The following is a 16,493-nucleotide window of genomic DNA, read 5'->3' on the forward strand; positions in this document are numbered from 1 at the left end:
GACTCCGCTTTGAACGTGTGGTGGGGCGTCAGTTGGCCGAGATACCGGGATCGAAGGTGAAGATCACCATCGTGCCGACGGCGAGGATCAGCACCATCGAGACGTAGAGCACGATCTTCAGCCAGAACCGGGTGCTGTCCTTGCGGGCGTAGTCGTCGATGATCGTCCGCAGGCCGTTGCCGCCGTGGATCTCGGCGAGCCACAGCATCGACAGGTCCCAGAACTGCCAGAACGGCGAGGCCCAGCGGCCGGCGACGAAGCCCCAGTTGATGCGGTGCACGCCGCCGTCGAGGATGTTCATGATGAACAGGTGGCCGAGCACCAGCACGATCAGGGCGAGGCCCGAGATGCGCATGAACAGCCAGCTGTAGAGCTCGAAGTTGCTGCGGCGGGCAGCGGGGCGCTTCGGCGAGCGCGGCTTGTCGAGTGCGAGAACTTCGGTCGCCATGGTCAGTGCCCCCCGAACATAACTTCGACGGTGCGCTTCATCATGAAGTAGGCACCGGGAATCATCACCACGACCCAGATGGCCAGGATGGTCCAGAGCATCGGCTTCTGGAACTTCGGTCCCTTCTCCCAGAAGTCGACCAGCATGACCCGGATGCCGTTGAGCGCGTGGAACAGCACCGCGCCGACCAGGCCGACCTCGAGGAGGTTGACCAGGGGGGTCTTGTAGGTCTCGATGACCTCGTTGTACGAGTCGGGCGACACGCGCACGAGCGCGGTGTCGAGCACGTGCACGAAAAGGAAGAAGAATGTCAGCACGCCGGTGATGCGGTGCAGCACCCAGGACCACATACCGGGGTCTCCCCGGTAGAAGGTCCCCTGCCGGCGTGAGGCACCCGCCCGATCGCTCGCGGCCGCCTCAGTGGCGGTGCTAGCCGTGGTGGACATCGGTGAACGGCCTCCAACGTCATGGCTTGGGCCCGCTGACCGCTGGTTTCCGCGCCTGCCGCCGGGACGTCCACCTGGGGACGGCTCCGGCGACGGTGCCGAGATCATGGTCATCGAGCGTGGATGAAAAGGATGCTAGACCCGCACCTCACGGTGGGCTCACCTCCGGGTTCCTCTGTGTGATGGACCAGACATCGGGACCCTTGCCCGATCGAGTGACGGCGGCCGGTAACTCACCGGTTCGTCCACTGTGGACGTGCGAGCCGTCCCGCCGGAGGGCTTGAACGGTGCGTGACGATCTTGGGCGCTGCACGCGGTCCGAGGGCCGAGCGCTGCCTGCGATTACTCCATTCTGATCACTGTGAGTGCTCCATTCGTCGCGCTTACGACTCATGAGTAAACGTTTGTGTTACGTAGCGTGCCTTTCCTATGGCAGCAAAGCGGCCGTTAGGTACCGTCTCTCGGTCGAACCCGGCAGTGTCGCCGGGTCGCTTTCTTCGGACCATCCGCTGGATCAGCGGGGAGGGAGACACACGTTGCGTCGCATGCGTGGAACCGCGCTGGCCGCCGCCGCCATGGCCGGTGCACTCGTACTGGCCGGGTGCGCGAAGGATTCGGGTGCGGGGAACAACAACAACGCGAGCACTGGGGACCAGTCCGCCAGCTGCGTGACGGCGCCGAAGCCGCCGGCCGCGCCGGCCGCGTCGAGCAGCTCCGCGCAGTCGGGTGAGAAGGTCGACGGCAGCAAGCTCAAGGTCGCGCTGGCCTTCGACGTCGGCGGCCGCGGCGACGCGTCGTTCAACGACTCCGCCGCCGCCGGTACCGACAAGGCGAAGGCCGATCTCGGCGTCACCACGGTCACCGAAAGCACCGCCGCCGCGACCGAGGACGAGGCCGCCAAGTCGCAGCGTCTCGACCAGCTCGCTTCGCAGGGCTTCAGCCCGGTCATCGCCGTCGGCTTCGCCTACGCCAAGGCCGTCGGCGCCATCGCGCCGAAGTACCCGAACACCCAGTTCGCGATCGTCGACGACGACTCCGTCAAGGCGCCGAACGTCACTTCGCTGGTGTTCGCCGAGGAGCAGGGCTCGTTCCTGGCCGGTGTCGCCGCCGCTTACAAGTCGAAGAAGTGCCACGTGGGCTTCGTCGGTGGCGTGAACACGCCGCTGATCCAGAAGTTCGAGGCCGGCTTCCTGCAGGGTGTGAAGGCCGCTTCGTCCAAGGCCGTCATCGAGGACGAGTACCTCACCCCGGCCGGTGACTTCTCCGGGTTCCAGGACCCGGCGAAGGGCAACGTGAAGGCCGCCGCGCAGATCGCCAAGGGCGCGGACGTGATCTACCACGCCGCCGGTGCCTCCGGTAAGGGCGTCTTCGAGGCCGCGAAGTCGAACAACGCCATGGCCATCGGCGTCGACTCCGACCAGTACAACCAGAAGACGGTCGAGGCGTCGAAGGACGTCATCATCACCTCCATGCTCAAGCGCGTCGACGTGGCGGTGTTCGACTACCTGCGCGCGCTGGCGAAGGGCGACCTGACGTCGCTGCCGAAGCGGTTCGACCTCAAGGTCGACGGCATCGGCTACGCCACCTCCGGTGGCAAGGTCGACGACATCAAGGACGTCCTCGACGGCTACAAGGCGCAGATCGTCTCCGGGGCGATCACCGTCTCGGACAAGCCGCAGAAGTAAGCTCCACCAGGCAGCAGGGCTCGGAAGGTCGACCCTTCCGAGCCCTCACCTGTTTAACTCCCAGACTGGATGGCTTTTTCATGAGCGCTCCCCAGGCCGAGGTCACCGACGCCCCCGACCGGGGTGAACCGGCCGTGCAGCTGACCGGGATCACGAAGCGGTTCCCCGGTGTCGTGGCCAACTCCGACGTCAACCTCACCGTCACCAAGGGCGAGGTGCACGCCGTCTGCGGCGAGAACGGCGCGGGCAAATCGACCCTGATGAAGATCCTCTACGGCATGCAGCAGCCGGACGAGGGCGACATCGCGATCAACGGTCAGCCGGTGAAACTGCGCAACCCGCAGGACGCCATCAAGACCGGGATCGGGATGGTCCACCAGCACTTCATGCTGGCCGACAACCTGACCGTCGGGGAGAACGTCTTCCTCGGCGCGGAGAACCTGCACGGCATCGGCCGCGCGGCGAGGGCGAAGCTGGCGGAACTCGCCGAACGCGTCGGCCTGCGCGCCCGCCCGGACGCGCTGCTGGAAGAGCTCGGCGTCGCCGACCGCCAGCGCGTGGAGATCGTCAAGGTGCTCTACCGCGGCGCGCGGATCATCATCCTCGACGAGCCGACCGCGGTGCTCGTGCCGCAGGAGGTCGACGCGCTGTTCGAGACCGTCCGCGCCATGCAGAAGGACGGCTTCACCTTCATCTTCATCTCGCACAAGCTCGACGAGGTGCGCGCGATCGCCGACACGGTCACCGTGATCCGCCGCGGCACCACCGTCGGCACGGCCGACCCGAAGACGATCACCTCCCGGCAGCTGGCCGAAATGATGGTCGGCACGGAGCTGCCCAGCCCGGAGACCCGCGAATCCACGGTGACCGACCGGAACGTCCTCCGTCTGGACGACGTCTGCCTGAGCGTCGAGGGTTCCGAGCGGAACGTGCTCGATCACATCTCCTTCACCGTGCACGCGGGCGAGGTGCTCGGGATCGCCGGCGTCGAGGGCAACGGCCAGACCGAACTCGTCGAGACGATCATGGGCATGCGCAAGGGCGGCGGCCGGATCGAACTGACCGAGGCCGACGGCAAGGTCGTCGAGCTGCACAAGCTGGGGACGCTCGCCCGGCGCGAGGCCGGGATCGGTTACATCGCCGAAGACCGCACGCGGCACAGTCTCCTGCTCACGCAACCCTTGTGGGTCAACCGGATCCTCGGCTACCAGACGCGCAAGCCGGTCGCGAAAGGACAGTTGCTCGACATCGACGGCGCGCGGGAGGACACCCGCCGCATCGTCGAGGAGTACGACGTCCGCACGCCGGGTATCGACGTCCCCGCCGCCGCGCTTTCGGGTGGTAACCAGCAGAAGCTGATCGTCGGGCGCGAGCTTTCCGGCAACCCCGTCCTGCTGATCGCGTCGCATCCGACGCGCGGCGTCGACGTCGGCGCGCAGGCGTTGATCTGGGAACAGATCCGCCAGGCGCGTGCCGCCGGGCTGGCCGTCCTCCTGGTTTCGGCCGACCTCGACGAGCTGATCGGGCTTTCCGACACCATCCAGGTCATGCTGCGCGGACGGCTGGTCGGCGAGGCCGACCCCGCGACCGTGACCCCGCAGGAACTGGGCTCCGCGATGACGGGTGCCTCCGAAGACTCCGAAGAAGGTGCATCGTGAGTAGTTGGCGTACGAGGCTGCTGCCGCCTCTGCTCGCGATCGTTTTCGCGGTCATCCTGACGGCCATCGCGCTGATCATCTCGGGGGCGGATCCGCTCCAGGCCTACGGCACGATGATCGGCCAGCTCTTCAAGGGCTCGACGGCCGTCGACACGGTGAACCTCGCGACGGTCTACTACCTGTCCGGGCTCGCGGTGGCCATCGGCTTCCAGATGAACCTCTTCAACATCGGTGTCGAGGGCCAGTACCGGTTCGCCGCCATCGTCACCGCCATCATCGGCGGGGCGCTGCAGCTGCCGCCGGTGATCCACGTGATCGCGATCCTCATCGTCGCGGTGGCCAGCGGCATGCTCTACGCGGCCATTCCCGCCGTGCTGAAGGTGACCCGCGGGGTTTCCGAGGTCATCTCGACGATCATGCTGAACGCGATCGTCGGCGGCATCGTGGCGTTCCTGGTCAACGCGGACCAGTTCGGCGTGCAGACCGGCAACAACATCGCCACCCGTGAGATCGCCGAGACGGGCCGGATCCCCGGTATCCCGATCGGGTCCGGCGAGCTGTTCGGCTTCGTGATCATCGCGGCGCTGATCGGCGGGGCCTACTGGTTCATGCTCAACCGGACCCGGTTCGGCTTCGAACTCAAGGCCTCCGGCGAATCGACGACGGCCGCCGCGGCGGGTGGCGTCAACGCCAAGAAGATGACGCTGATCGCGATGCTGCTTTCCGGTGGTGTCGCCGGCCTGGTCGCGATGCCGGAACTGCTCGGCCGCGACTTCAGCTACGGCATCACCTCGACCCAGATGTACGGCTTCACCGGTATCGCGGTCGCCCTGCTCGGGCGCAACCACCCCGCTGGGATCGCGCTGGGCGCACTGCTGTGGGCGTTCCTCGACCGGTCCGCGGTGTCGCTGGAGCAGATCAACGTGTCCAAAGAGATCGCCACGATCATGCAGGGCGTGATCGTGCTGTCGGTCGTCATCGCGTACGAGATCGTGCGCCGCGCGGACCTGGCCGCCGAACAGCGTCGCGTCGGTCGCGCGCTGGCGGGTAAGGGTTCCAGCGTTTCCGAAGGGGGTGCGGTGTGAGCACGGATGTTCTGTCGTCCAACACGGGCGGGACCACCATGCCGGTGAAGCCGCCGAAGCGGCGTATCCCCGGATGGCTCAAGGGCGCCATCTGGGGGCTGCTGGCGGTCGGCGTGCTCGCGATCGCGTCGTACGCCACCGGCGTCAACACGCTGACCTCGACCAACACCGCGCACACCGCGTTGCGGCTGGCGCTGCCGATCCTGCTGTGCGCGCTCGGCGGTCTCTGGGCCGAACGCGCGGGCGTGATCAACATCGGCCTCGAAGGCATGATGATCCTCGGCACCTGGGGCGCCGCGTGGGGCGCGTACCACGGCGGGGTCTGGGCGGGACTGATCTCGGCGGTGGTGTTCGGCGCGCTCGGCGGGCTGCTGCACGCCGTCGCGACGGTGACCTTCAACGTCAACCACATCGTGTCCGGTGTGGCGATCAACCTGCTCGGTCTCGGTGTCGCGAAGTACCTGGCGAACCTGGTGTTCACCCCGCTTTCGGGTAACCCGCGCCAGTCGCCGCCGGTGCCGAAATTCGACACGTACTCGGCGACGTTCCTCTCGGACTGGTTGTCGGACCTGGAAAAGATGCAGCGCGTCTTCATCTCCGACCTCGCCGGCATCCTCAACGGGCTGATCACCGAGGTCGCGCCGCTGACGATGATCGCGATCGCGCTGGTGCCGATCAGCTACTTCGTGCTGTGGCGCACGCGGTTCGGCCTGCGGTTGCGGTCCTGCGGTGAGAACCCGGTGGCGGCGGAATCCCTCGGCGTCAACGTCTATCTGCACAAGTACGTCGCCATGATCATCTCCGGCGGGCTCGCCGGAATGGGTGGCGCGTCGCTGGTGCTGCTCGCGGGTGGCGCGGACTACCTGGAGAACCAGACCAACAACCGCGGGTACATCGGCCTCGCGGCGATGATCTTCGGAAACTGGCGGCCGGGCGGCCTGCTCGGTGGCGCGGCGCTGTTCGGTTACGCGGACGGTCTCCAGCTCGCCGGTGGCGGTACCGCGGTGCTCGCGCTGCTGTACGGCGCGGTGATCCTGCTGGCCGTGATCGTGGCGGTGCAGTTGTTCCGGCGTCAGTGGATCGCTTCCGCGCTCGGTGTCGTCGGCGCGGGCCTGCTGTACGCGATCTACTGGACCAACGACGACCTGCCCAGCGACCTCATCCCGTACACCGCGCACTTCGTGACGCTGATCGTGCTGGCGGTGGCTTCGCAGCGGCTGCGGCCGCCGAAGGCCGACGGCGCGCTGTACCGGCGAGGTGAGGACTGACATGGCGGAGTACGACTGGGAAGCCTTGCGGGCTCAGGCCATCGAGGCGGCGAAGTCGGCGTACGCGCCGTACTCGGGCCTGCACGTCGGTGTCGCGGCGGTGGTGGACGACGGCCGGATCGTCGTCGGCTGCAACGTCGAGAACGCCTCGTACGGCTTGGGGATGTGCGCGGAATGCACGATGGCGGGGCAGCTGCGGCTGACCGGCGGCGGCAAACTCGTCGCCGTCGCGTGCCGCAGCGGTGAAGGCGCGCTGCTGATGCCGTGCGGGCGCTGCCGTCAGATCCTGTTCGAGCACGGTGGTTCCGACTGCCTGGTGGACACCCCGAGCGGCATCCTGCCGATGTCGGCGGTGCTGCCGGACGCGTTCGGACCGGACGACCTGCCGTGAGCGCTTTCGCCGCCGTCGACGTCATCCGCGCGAAGCGGGACGGCGGACGGCTCACCGACGAACAGATCGACTGGACGATCGACGCGTACACGCGCGGCGACATCGCCGAGGAACAGATGGCCGCGCTCGCGATGGCCATCTTCCTGCGGGGGATGGACTCCGGTGAGATCGCGCGCTGGACCGGCGCGATGATCTCGTCGGGGGAGCGGCTGGATCTGAAGGTCAGCCGCCCGACGATCGACAAGCATTCGACCGGCGGGGTGGGCGACAAGATCACGCTCCCGCTGGCGCCGCTCGTCGCGGCTTGTGGGGCGGCTGTCCCGCAGCTGTCGGGGCGCGGGCTCGGGCACACCGGCGGAACGCTGGACAAACTGGAGTCGATTCCGGGCTGGCGTGCCTCTTTGTCGACATCGGAGATCATCCGGCAGCTCGACGAGGTCGGCGCGGTGGTCTGCGCGGCGACCTCCGGGCTGGCGCCCGCGGACAAGAAGCTGTACGCGCTGCGGGACGTGACGTCGACGGTGGAGTCGATCCCGCTGATCGCGAGCTCGATCATGAGCAAGAAGATCGCCGAGGGCTCGGCCGGGCTGGTGCTCGACGTGAAGACGGGTTCGGGCGCGTTCATGAAGACGCTGCCGCAGGCCCGTGAACTCGCGCGGACGCTGGTGGAGATCGGGACCGCGCACGGTGTCGCGACGACGGCGCTGATCACGGACATGAACGTGCCTTTGGGACACGCGGTCGGCAACGCGATCGAGGTCGCGGAGTCGGTCGAGGTGCTGCGGGGCGGCGGTCCTTCCGACGTCGTCGAGCTGACCGTGGCGTTGGCGCGGGAGATGCTGGCGCTGGCCGGGCTGTCCGATGTGGACCCGGCTGAGGTACTGGCTTCCGGCCGGGCTTACGAGACGTGGTGCCGGATGATCGCCGCGCAGGGCGGGGATCCGGAGGCCGCTTTGCCGCGGCCTCGCCATGTGCACGTGGTTCCGGCGCCCGCCGATGGGGTTTTGTCGCGTTTGGACGCTTATGCGGTCGGGGTCGCCGCTTGGCGGCTCGGGGCCGGGCGGGCGCGCAAGGAGGACCCGGTCCAGGCCGCGGCCGGTGTCCTGTGCCTGGCGAAGCCGGGCGATCCCGTGTCGGCCGGGCAGCCGCTGCTGGAGCTGCACACCGATACGCCGGAGGCTGTTCCTTCGGCTCTCGCTGCGCTCGAAGACGCCTACGCTGTCTCCGCTGAGGCTCCGGCCTCCGCTCCGCTCGTCCTGGAGACCGTGCGCCCCTGACCTGCGTTTAGCCCCCTAATCGCGATCTGTCGGCGCCCTGCTCGCGACCCCTGTGTCCTGAAGGCCCCCTTTGAGACGTTGAACGTCCTGAGGGGGCCTTCAGGACGTCCGCGCCCCGGCGCCCCTCGCGTTTCGTCCTCTAGATGCGGTAGTTGCACGCGCAAGTACCGCATCTAGAGGACGAAACGCGGGGAGCGGATCGCGATTAGCCCGCTAAACGCAGGTCGGCGCGGGGCGGGTGTCCCCAATGTGGCATTGGGGACGCTGAGCGCCTCCAATGCCACATTGGGGCCATCGGGCCCGGCCCGACCGACGCCGGGCCCAGGGCGTTGCACCGCATCTAGAGGCCGAAACGCGAGGGAGGGGCGGATCGCGTTTAGCCCGCGAAACGCAGGTCGTGGCCGGAGAAGCGCGAAGGCCCCCGTCCCAGGCGAAGCCGTGGGAAGGGGGCCTTCAGCGTGAGCGAGCGTCAGTCGGTGGTCTCGTCGGCGCCGTCGGCCTTCGCCTTGGCGTCGGCCGCCTTGGGCGCCCGGCCGTTGCGCGAGCTGCGGCGCGGCTGACGCGGGGCGGGCGGCGGCGGGGAGATCTGCTGCATGGCCGGGCCGCCGCCGAGCATCAGCTCCGCGAAGGTCGCCATGGCCTCGTCCAGCTGGCCGCCGATGCGGCGCACGGACTCGTCGTTGCTCTTGCGCACCAGCGAGTCGACCGAGTCGGTGTCCGGCTGCTTCTGCAGCGTGTTCTCGACCTTCGACAGACCGGAGCGGATCGAGCCGTCGAGGTCGCCGAGACGCCCGGTGAAGCCGTCCTCGACCTTGTCGAGCCGCTCGGCCAGGTCGTCGAGCCGCGAGGTGACCTTCTCGAGCCGGTCGCCGAGGCCGTCGAGACGCTCCGAAGCGTCGATCATCTCGCCGGTCTCGGTCAGCGCGGTCTTCAGCGCCTCGGTGTTCGCGGTGAGGCTTTCCTTGGTCGCCTTGTCGAGGTTCTCGACGCGGGTGCGCAGCTCGCGGTCGACGGTGTCGACGCGGTCCCGCAGGGTCGACTCGGCCTGCTCGACGCGCTCGCGCACCGGGCCGATCACCGACTGCGGCAGCGTGTCGGTCTTCACGTCCTGCTTGTCGAGGTGCGCGCCGAGCTCGTCGAGACGGCGGTGGATGTTCTGGAGCTTGTCCTCGAGCCCGTCCATCCGGCCCCCGACGCCTTCCAGACGCGCGGCCATGCCGTCGAGACGGCCGTCGAGCTGAGCGAACGGCTTGGCCAGCTTGTCGACGATGCTTTCGACGGCGCGGGTCAGCGCGGCGATCGCGGTGTCCTGCGCTTCGAGCCGCGACATGGTCTCGTCGAGACGTTCGGCGAGCACGCTGGTCTCGGTGCGGTCGGGCATCTCGGAGAGCCGCTTGCGCACCGCGCCGAGCGAGTCGACGGGGGCCAGACGTGCGTAGATGTCGTCGAGCGCGTCGAAGATCTGCTGCTGTTCGCTCTCACGCACTTCGGCCGCGCGCACCAGCATGTTGCGCATCCGGTCGAAGGACGGGGCTGCAATGTGGTTGTCAGTGGTCACTGCGGTGTCCTTCGTGGGCGGGGAAATGGGAGGGACGTGACGTGAAGCTTATCCATTGCGGAATTGCTCTGCGTATGGCCCCCGGGTATCGGACAATGCCGAGCTCTGCCCTGATGGCCGATTCAGCCGGTGATCCACAAAGCCGAGGGTTAAGTCAAGCATGAGACTTACCGCCATGTAGGGGAATGACAGGCTGGTTACCGTTACGTATGTCCTCTGAAAGCAGCAGACCACGCGTCCCGGAGGCGGTACTGGCCCGCGCTCCCAAGGTTCTCCTCCACGACCACCTGGACGGCGGATTGCGGCCGGCCACGGTCGCCGAGCTCGCCGAGCAGACCGGGTATCAGGCCCTGCCGACCGGCGATCCCGTCGAACTGGGCCGATGGTTCCGCGACGCGGCCGATTCCGGCTCCCTCGTCTCGTACCTTGAGACGTTCGCGCATACCTGCGGTGTCATGCAGACCGAGGAAGCGCTGGTCAGAGTGGCCGCCGAAGCGGTCGAAGACCTCGCGGCCGACGGTGTCGTCTACGCCGAGGTGCGCTACGCCCCCGAACTCTTCGTCGAACGCGGTCTGTCACTCGATGCGGTGGTCGAAGCCATTCAGGCCGGATTCGCCGAAGGTGAACGGAGAGTGGCGGCCAGCGGCGGCCGGATCCGGGTCGGGACGTTGCTCTGCGCGATGCGCCAGCACGCCAGGGCGCTCGAGATCGCCGGGCTCGCCGTCCGCTACCGCGACGCCGGCGTGGTCGGGTTCGACATCGCCGGACCGGAAGACGGATTTCCGCCTACCCGAAATCTCGACGCATTCGAGTTCCTGCGGACGAATAATGCGCATTTCACGATTCATGCCGGTGAGGCGTTCGGGCTCGCGTCCATTTGGGAGGCGATTCAGCATTGTGGCGCGGAGCGCCTCGGCCACGGCGTGCGCATCGTCGACGACATCAAGACCGACAGCGACGGCACGGTCCATTTGGGACGGTTGGCCGCCTACGTCCGCGACCGGCGGATCCCGCTCGAGATCTGCCCCACGTCCAACGTCCAGACGGGAGCGGCGCGCTCGATCGGCGAACATCCCATCGGCCTGCTCGCCAGGCTGCGGTTCCGGGTCACCGTCAACACCGACAACCGGCTGATGAGCGGCTGCTCGATGACCAGCGAATTCGCGGCGCTGAGCGAGGCGTTCGGCTTCGGGCTGGCCGATCTCGAGTGGTTCACGATCAATGCGATGAAATCCGCCTTCCTCGATTTCGACCAGCGGCTCGACATCATCAACACGGTCATCAAGCCCGGCTACGCGGCCTTGCGTTAGTTAGCAGTGACAACTATCGTTCACTATGTAGGAGTTATATCCCAAATAGTGGAACGGTGGCGAAGATGGCGCAGGTCGTGGACGTGGGGATCGGCGGCAAACGACGCTGGCTCATCCTCGCGCTCGGCCTCGCCGCGCAGACCGCGAGCTGTTCGTTCCTTTACGGGATCCCGTTCCTGGTGCCGTCGATGCAGCGCGCGGAGGGGCTCTCGCTCGCTGAAGCGGGGACCGTGGTCGCGGCGCCGAGCCTTGGCCTGTTGTTCACCTTGATCCTGTGGGGCGCGGCCGCGGACCGTTACGGAGAGCGTTTGGTAATGGCCATCGGGCTCGGCGTCTCGGGGTTACTCCTCGTGTACGCGGCCGCCGGTGACCACTCGCTCGGGATCCTCTTTGGGGTGTTCTTGCTCGCCGGCGCGAGCACCGCGTCAGTGAACGCCGCGAGCGGCCGGGCCGTCCTCGGCTGGTTCGGCCCGGCCGAACGCGGCTTCGCGATGGGCATCCGCCAGATGGCCCAGCCGCTCGGGGTGGGCGTCGCCGCCTTCGGGCTCCCGCCGCTCGCGGACCGCTGGGGCTTTCAGGTCTCGCTCCTGCTGCCCGCGCTGACCGCGATCGGCGTCGCGCTGCTGGTGGCCTGGCTCCTGATCGACCCACCGCGTCCGGAATCCGGGACGACGGGGGAGAAACCGCCGTCGCCGTACCGGAGGCCGGCGTTGTGGCGGGTCCACGGCGCGAGCGCGCTGCTCGTCGTCCCGCAGTTCACGGTCTCCGCGTTCACGCCCGTCTACCTGGTGACCATGCACGGCTGGACGGCCGCGTCCGCGGGCTGGTTCGTCGGCGCCGTCCAGATCCTCGGCGCGCTGGGCAGGCTGGTGTCGGGCTACTGGTCCGACCGCGTCGGGAGCAGGCTGCGGCCGATGCGGCAGCTGGCGATCGCGAGCGGCGCGGTGATGCTGCTGGTCGCGCTCGGGGACGCGACGTGGCCGTGGCTGGTGCTGCTCGCGCTCGTCCTGGCCGCGGTGATCACCGTGTCCGACAACGGGCTCGGGTTCACCGCGTCGGCGGAGATGGCCGGGCTCGCGTGGGCGGGGCGGGCGATGGGCACGCAGAACACCGGCCAGAACGTCGCCGCCGCGCTGACCCCGCCGATGCTGGGCTTGGTGATCGGTGATTCGCGGTACGCGCTGGCGTTCTGCGTGGCCGCGATCTTCCCCGCGCTGGCCGTCGCCTTGGTGCCCGTCAAGCACGAAGCGACCATGCCCCCAAGACCAGCGCGCCCTGCAAGGTGACCGGCAGACCGTCTCTCGGAAGCGCGCCAGCGCGACGAGAGACTTCACCTCGCGCGCCCTCTTTCGGGCCGAAGGCCCACGAAAACGCGATGAAGGGGCGCCTTCCCGCCCAACGTGACGTTGATCGGGAACGACGCCCCTTCGGCGCGCTTTTCGTCAGCGCGCGACAGCTAACCTGTTCTCGAAGGTCTCGACGAGCTTGCGCCACTCGGACTGCTCGGCGTCGAACGGAGCGCTCGGCTCCAGCCGCGACGGGTCCGGCCGCAGCACGAACGACACCAGCCAGCCGAGGCTTTCGTTGGCGGCCAGCGCGGTTTCGACGCTGTCGTCTTCGGCCCACTCGGCGGCGTCGGTGATCAGCTCGACGGCCAGCTCCAGCTGGGTCGGGTCGATCGATTCCGGGCCTTCGGCGATGTCTTCGGCGATCCCGTTCAGCACGTAGGTGTTCTCGGTGTCGACCTCGATCTCGAGCTCGCCCGCGGTGGCCTTCGTGGACACCTCGTCCCAAGTGGACACTTGGGCGAGATCGTTGTCCGCCAGCTCCTTGCCGTCCGCGATCGCGCGGATCAGGGCCTTCTCGGAGGTGAAGACGTCGATCTCGCCTTCGCTGCCGAGGAAGATCGGCTTGTCGTCGAGGTAGCAGCGCAGCGTGTAGTACTCGGCGCCGGAGGTGATGATCTTGATCGGGTCGATGCCGACCTCGCCCCAGAAGCCGACGGGCTCGTCGTCTTCGTCGTCGTCCTCGTCCGCGTCGTCCACCAGGTCCGCGTCGACGGCGGCCGCTTCGGCCTCGGCGGATTCCGCGAGGAACGTCGCGAGCTCCTCCGCTGTCTGCTCCAGGACCTTCTCGTCGACGTCGGGGACGGTCACGAGACCGTCGATCGCGTCGAGCACGGTGTCCCACTTCTCGGAGACCGCCTGCGACAGGTCCGCCCAGAGGCGCTCGCCGTCACGGCCGGAGAAGGGCAGCGTGCCCTGGTCCAGCAGCGAGAAGCTCTCGTGCGCGTCGAGGACTTCGTGGACCTCGTCCAGCTCGCACACGTCCGCGAGCGAACGCACGATGCCGATGATCTCGGCCAGCTCGCCGAGCGTCCACTGGTCCGGCTTCTCGGCGACCAGCTCGGGGACGCCCACCAGGTCGTAGGTGTGGTCGTCGTCCGGGATGAGCTCGGGCACGTTCAGCGCCGGGACGACCTCCCACGCGGGGTGGTCGAGCAGGTCGTGCTGCTCGGAGGTCCGCACGAAGGCGGCGAGATGCGCGGCGTCCGGGAAGGCGTACAGGTCCTCCTCGTCGCCGAGGAAGGCTTCCCATTCCTCGCCGTCTTCCCGCCAGCGCGGCGCCCAGAGGGTGACGACGTCACCCTGTGGCAGGCCGAGTTCGATCGGGATGATGTCCTGTGCCATTCCTTTAGCCCTCTCGGATTACCGCCTGTGTGCGCGGCCGGGTGATGGTGCCCGGAAGGTGCGCGGTACCGCGAAGCCTACGGGTTTCCGCCGATGGGCGCGATCACCCCTGGGCAAGAAGCGACCAACGGATGGCACGATAGGTCCTCTGATGACACTTACAGACCTCCTGCCTGCGGATCCCGACCCCGACTCGCTGTTCGAAGCCTTCTCCACCTGGACGGCCGAGCGCGGGTTGGAGCTGTACCCCGCGCAGGAAGAGGCCATCATCGAGGTGGTCTCCGGCGCGAACCTGATCCTGTCGACGCCGACGGGCTCGGGTAAGAGCCTGGTCGCCGTCGGGGCGCACTTCACCGCGCTCGCGCACGGCCGCCGCAGCTACTACACGGCCCCCATCAAGGCGCTGGTCTCGGAGAAGTTCTTCCAGCTCATCGAGATCTTCGGCGCCGAGAACGTCGGCATGATGACCGGCGACTCGGCGGTCAACGCCGACGCGCCGATCATCTGCTGCACGGCGGAAATCCTGGCGAACATGGCGTTGCGCTTCGGTGCCGACGCGCCGGTCGGCCAGGTCGTCGCGGACGAGTTCCACTTCTATTCGGAGCCGGATCGAGGCTGGGCCTGGCAGGTGCCGCTGCTGGAACTGCCGAAGGCACAGTTCGTGCTGATGTCGGCCACGCTGGGCGACGTCTCGTTCTTCGAAAAAGATCTCACCCGCCGGACCGGCCGTCCGACCGCGGTGGTCACCTCGGCGCAGCGGCCGGTGCCGCTGACCTTCCGTTATGCGCTGACGCCGTTGCACGAGACGATGTCCGAGCTGCTCAACGGCGGACAGTCGCCGGTCTACGTCGTGCACTTCTCGCAGGCCGCGGCGATCGAGCGCGCGCAGACGCTGATGAGCATCAACGTCACTTCGAAGGCGGAGAAGGAGGCCATCGCCGACATGCTCGGCGACTTCCGCTTCTCGGCCGGGTTCGGGAAGACGCTGTCGCGGCTGGTCCGGCACGGGATCGGCGTGCACCACGCCGGCATGCTGCCGAAGTACCGGCGCCTCGTCGAGCAGCTGGCGCAGGCGGGGCTGCTGAAGGTGATCTGCGGGACCGACACGCTCGGCGTCGGCATCAACGTACCAATTCGCACAGTGGTCTTCTCCGCGCTGACGAAGTACGACGGTGTGCGGCAACGGCATCTCAAGGCGCGCGAGTTCCACCAGATCGCCGGCCGCGCGGGCCGCGCCGGATACGACACCGACGGCTACGTCGTCGTGCAGGCGCCGGACCACGTCGTCGAAAACGCCAAGGCGCTGGAGAAGGCGGGCGACGATCCCAAGAAGAAAAAGAAGATCGTCCGCAAGAAGGCGCCCGAGGGGTTCGTCAACTGGACGGAGAGCACCTTCGACCGGCTGATCGCGGCCGAGCCGGAGCCGCTGACGTCGAGTTTCCACGTCAGCCACTCGATGCTGCTGAACGTCATCTCCCGGCCGGGCAACGCGTTCGACTCGATGCGGCATCTCCTGGAGGACAACCACTCCGACCGTCCGGCTCAGCGGAAACTGATCCTGCGCGCGATCGCGATCTACCGCGCGCTGCTCGCGGCCGGTGTCGTGGAACGGCTCGACGAACCCGACGAGCAGGGCCGCATCGTCCGGCTGACGGTGGACCTGCAGTTCGACTTCGCGCTGAACCAGCCGCTTTCGCCGTTCGCGCTGGCGGCAATCGAGCTCCTCGACGTCGAATCACCGTCGTACCCGCTCGACGTCGTGTCCATTGTGGAATCCACTGTGGACAATCCGCGGCCGGTGCTGTCGCAGCAGCAGTTCAAGGCGCGCGGCGAGGCCGTGCAGGCGATGAAGGCCGAGGGCATCGAGTACGACGAGCGGATGGAGCTGCTCGAGAACGTCACGTACCCGAAGCCGCTGGAAGAGCTGCTGGAGGCGGCGTATTCCCGCTACCGGCAAGGGCATCCGTGGGTCGAGGACTACGAGCTCAAGCCGAAGTCCGTCGTGCGCGACATGTACGAGCGCGCGATGAACTTCGTGGAGTACATCGGTTTCTACCAGCTGGCCCGCTCGGAAGGGCTGGTGCTGCGGTACCTCACCGACACCTACGACTCGCTGCGGCACACGGTGCCCGACGAGGCCAAGAACGAGGGGCTGCAGGACCTCATCGAATGGCTCGGCGAACTCGTGCGCCAGGTCGACTCCAGCCTCCTGGACGAGTGGGAAGCCTTGCGGCATCCCGAAGAGGAGGGCCCGGTCTCGACGCGGCCGCCGTCCGAGCCGCCCGCGGTCACGCGGAACGAGCGGGCGTTCCGGGTGCTCGTGCGCAACGAGCTGTTCCGCCGGGTGGAGCTGGCTTCGCGGCGTGCCTACGACACGCTCGGCGAGCTGGACGCCGCGTCGGGCTGGGACGCGGACGCGTGGGAAGACGCCATCGAGGACTACTTCGACGAGCACGAAACGCTCGGCATCGGGCCGGACGCGCGCGGGCCGAAGCTGCTGATCATCGAGCAGGAGAAGGAGATCTGGCGGGTGCGACAGATCTTCGACGATCCCGCGGGCGATCACGACTGGGGCATCGGCGCGGAGGTCGATCTGGCGGCTTCGGACGAGGCGGGCTCGGCGGTCATCCGGATCACGGCGGTGGATCGGCTCTGACGCCTGGCGCGTTCCTGGGCA

General features: G+C 67.9%; 13 protein-coding genes. 9 read left to right on the forward strand and 4 right to left on the reverse strand.

Translation table 11 applies throughout. The features are described from left to right. Positions 1–28: 28 nt before the first annotated feature. Together ACOCEP_RS15530 and sdhC are read right to left on the reverse strand one after the other, a co-directional pair. Entirely contained in the window at positions 29–448 is a 420-nt protein-coding gene (locus ACOCEP_RS15530; RefSeq protein WP_034304594.1) for a succinate dehydrogenase hydrophobic membrane anchor subunit, read from the reverse strand. 2 nt (positions 449–450) lie between these two features. Beyond that, a complete protein-coding gene (gene sdhC, locus ACOCEP_RS15535; RefSeq protein ID WP_076857541.1) occupies positions 451–894 on the reverse strand; it encodes a succinate dehydrogenase, cytochrome b556 subunit in 444 nt (147 codons plus the stop codon). 545 nt (positions 895–1,439) lie between these two features. Between sdhC and ACOCEP_RS15540 the strand changes: the two genes are divergently transcribed. The 6 genes from ACOCEP_RS15540 (at position 1,440) to ACOCEP_RS15565 (ending at position 8,258) form a co-directional block, all read left to right on the forward strand. Continuing rightward, the gene (locus ACOCEP_RS15540) at positions 1,440–2,579 is read left to right on the forward strand and encodes a BMP family lipoprotein (RefSeq protein WP_482337967.1); all 1,140 of its coding nucleotides are present in this window, start codon (positions 1,440–1,442) and stop codon (positions 2,577–2,579) included. An 80-nt stretch (positions 2,580–2,659) separates the two neighbouring features. Beyond that, a complete protein-coding gene (locus tag ACOCEP_RS15545; RefSeq protein ID WP_482337968.1) occupies positions 2,660–4,237 on the forward strand; it encodes an ABC transporter ATP-binding protein in 1,578 nt (525 codons plus the stop codon). Next, positions 4,234–5,322, forward strand: coding sequence for an ABC transporter permease (locus ACOCEP_RS15550; RefSeq protein WP_482337969.1), 1,089 nt, complete (start codon positions 4,234–4,236; stop codon positions 5,320–5,322). Before ACOCEP_RS15545 ends, ACOCEP_RS15550 begins: the two co-directional genes overlap by 4 nt. A gap of 38 nt (positions 5,323–5,360) precedes the next feature. Next, positions 5,361–6,590: an ABC transporter permease gene (locus ACOCEP_RS15555; RefSeq protein WP_482339724.1), complete on the forward strand. Its 1,230-nt coding sequence runs from the start codon at positions 5,361–5,363 to the stop codon at positions 6,588–6,590. A gap of 1 nt (position 6,591) precedes the next feature. Next, positions 6,592–6,981 carry a cytidine deaminase gene (locus ACOCEP_RS15560; RefSeq protein WP_016331264.1) on the forward strand — a complete coding sequence of 130 codons (390 nt, stop codon included), beginning with the start codon at positions 6,592–6,594 and terminating at the stop codon, positions 6,979–6,981. Further along, the gene (locus tag ACOCEP_RS15565) at positions 6,978–8,258 is read left to right on the forward strand and encodes a thymidine phosphorylase (protein ID WP_482337971.1); all 1,281 of its coding nucleotides are present in this window, start codon (positions 6,978–6,980) and stop codon (positions 8,256–8,258) included. The genes ACOCEP_RS15560 and ACOCEP_RS15565 overlap by 4 nt, the downstream gene beginning before the upstream one ends. A gap of 469 nt (positions 8,259–8,727) precedes the next feature. On the opposite strand, the gene ACOCEP_RS15570 is transcribed toward ACOCEP_RS15565, so the two are convergent. Further along, on the reverse strand, positions 8,728–9,816 hold the full coding sequence (locus ACOCEP_RS15570) for a PA containing protein (protein WP_482337972.1): 1,089 nt from the start codon (positions 9,814–9,816) through the stop codon (positions 8,728–8,730). A 209-nt stretch (positions 9,817–10,025) separates the two neighbouring features. On the opposite strand from ACOCEP_RS15570, the gene ACOCEP_RS15575 reads away from it, so the two are divergent. Both ACOCEP_RS15575 and ACOCEP_RS15580 read left to right on the forward strand, forming a co-directional pair. Then, positions 10,026–11,126 carry an adenosine deaminase gene (locus ACOCEP_RS15575; RefSeq protein WP_482337974.1) on the forward strand — a complete coding sequence of 367 codons (1,101 nt, stop codon included), beginning with the start codon at positions 10,026–10,028 and terminating at the stop codon, positions 11,124–11,126. Positions 11,127–11,191: 65 nt separating this feature from the next. Next, positions 11,192–12,412 carry an MFS transporter gene (locus tag ACOCEP_RS15580; RefSeq protein WP_482337975.1) on the forward strand — a complete coding sequence of 407 codons (1,221 nt, stop codon included), beginning with the start codon at positions 11,192–11,194 and terminating at the stop codon, positions 12,410–12,412. 156 nt (positions 12,413–12,568) lie between these two features. On the opposite strand, the gene ACOCEP_RS15585 is transcribed toward ACOCEP_RS15580, so the two are convergent. Continuing rightward, the gene (locus tag ACOCEP_RS15585) at positions 12,569–13,816 is read right to left on the reverse strand and encodes a primosomal protein (protein WP_482337976.1); all 1,248 of its coding nucleotides are present in this window, start codon (positions 13,814–13,816) and stop codon (positions 12,569–12,571) included. Between the two features lie 151 nt (positions 13,817–13,967). Here ACOCEP_RS15585 and ACOCEP_RS15590 point away from each other — a divergent pair, with 151 nt between their 5' ends. Continuing rightward, a complete protein-coding gene (locus ACOCEP_RS15590; protein ID WP_482337978.1) occupies positions 13,968–16,472 on the forward strand; it encodes a DEAD/DEAH box helicase in 2,505 nt (834 codons plus the stop codon). The last annotated feature ends 21 nt before the right edge of the window (positions 16,473–16,493 follow it).

The organism is Amycolatopsis sp. CA-211722 (assembly GCF_056828465.1).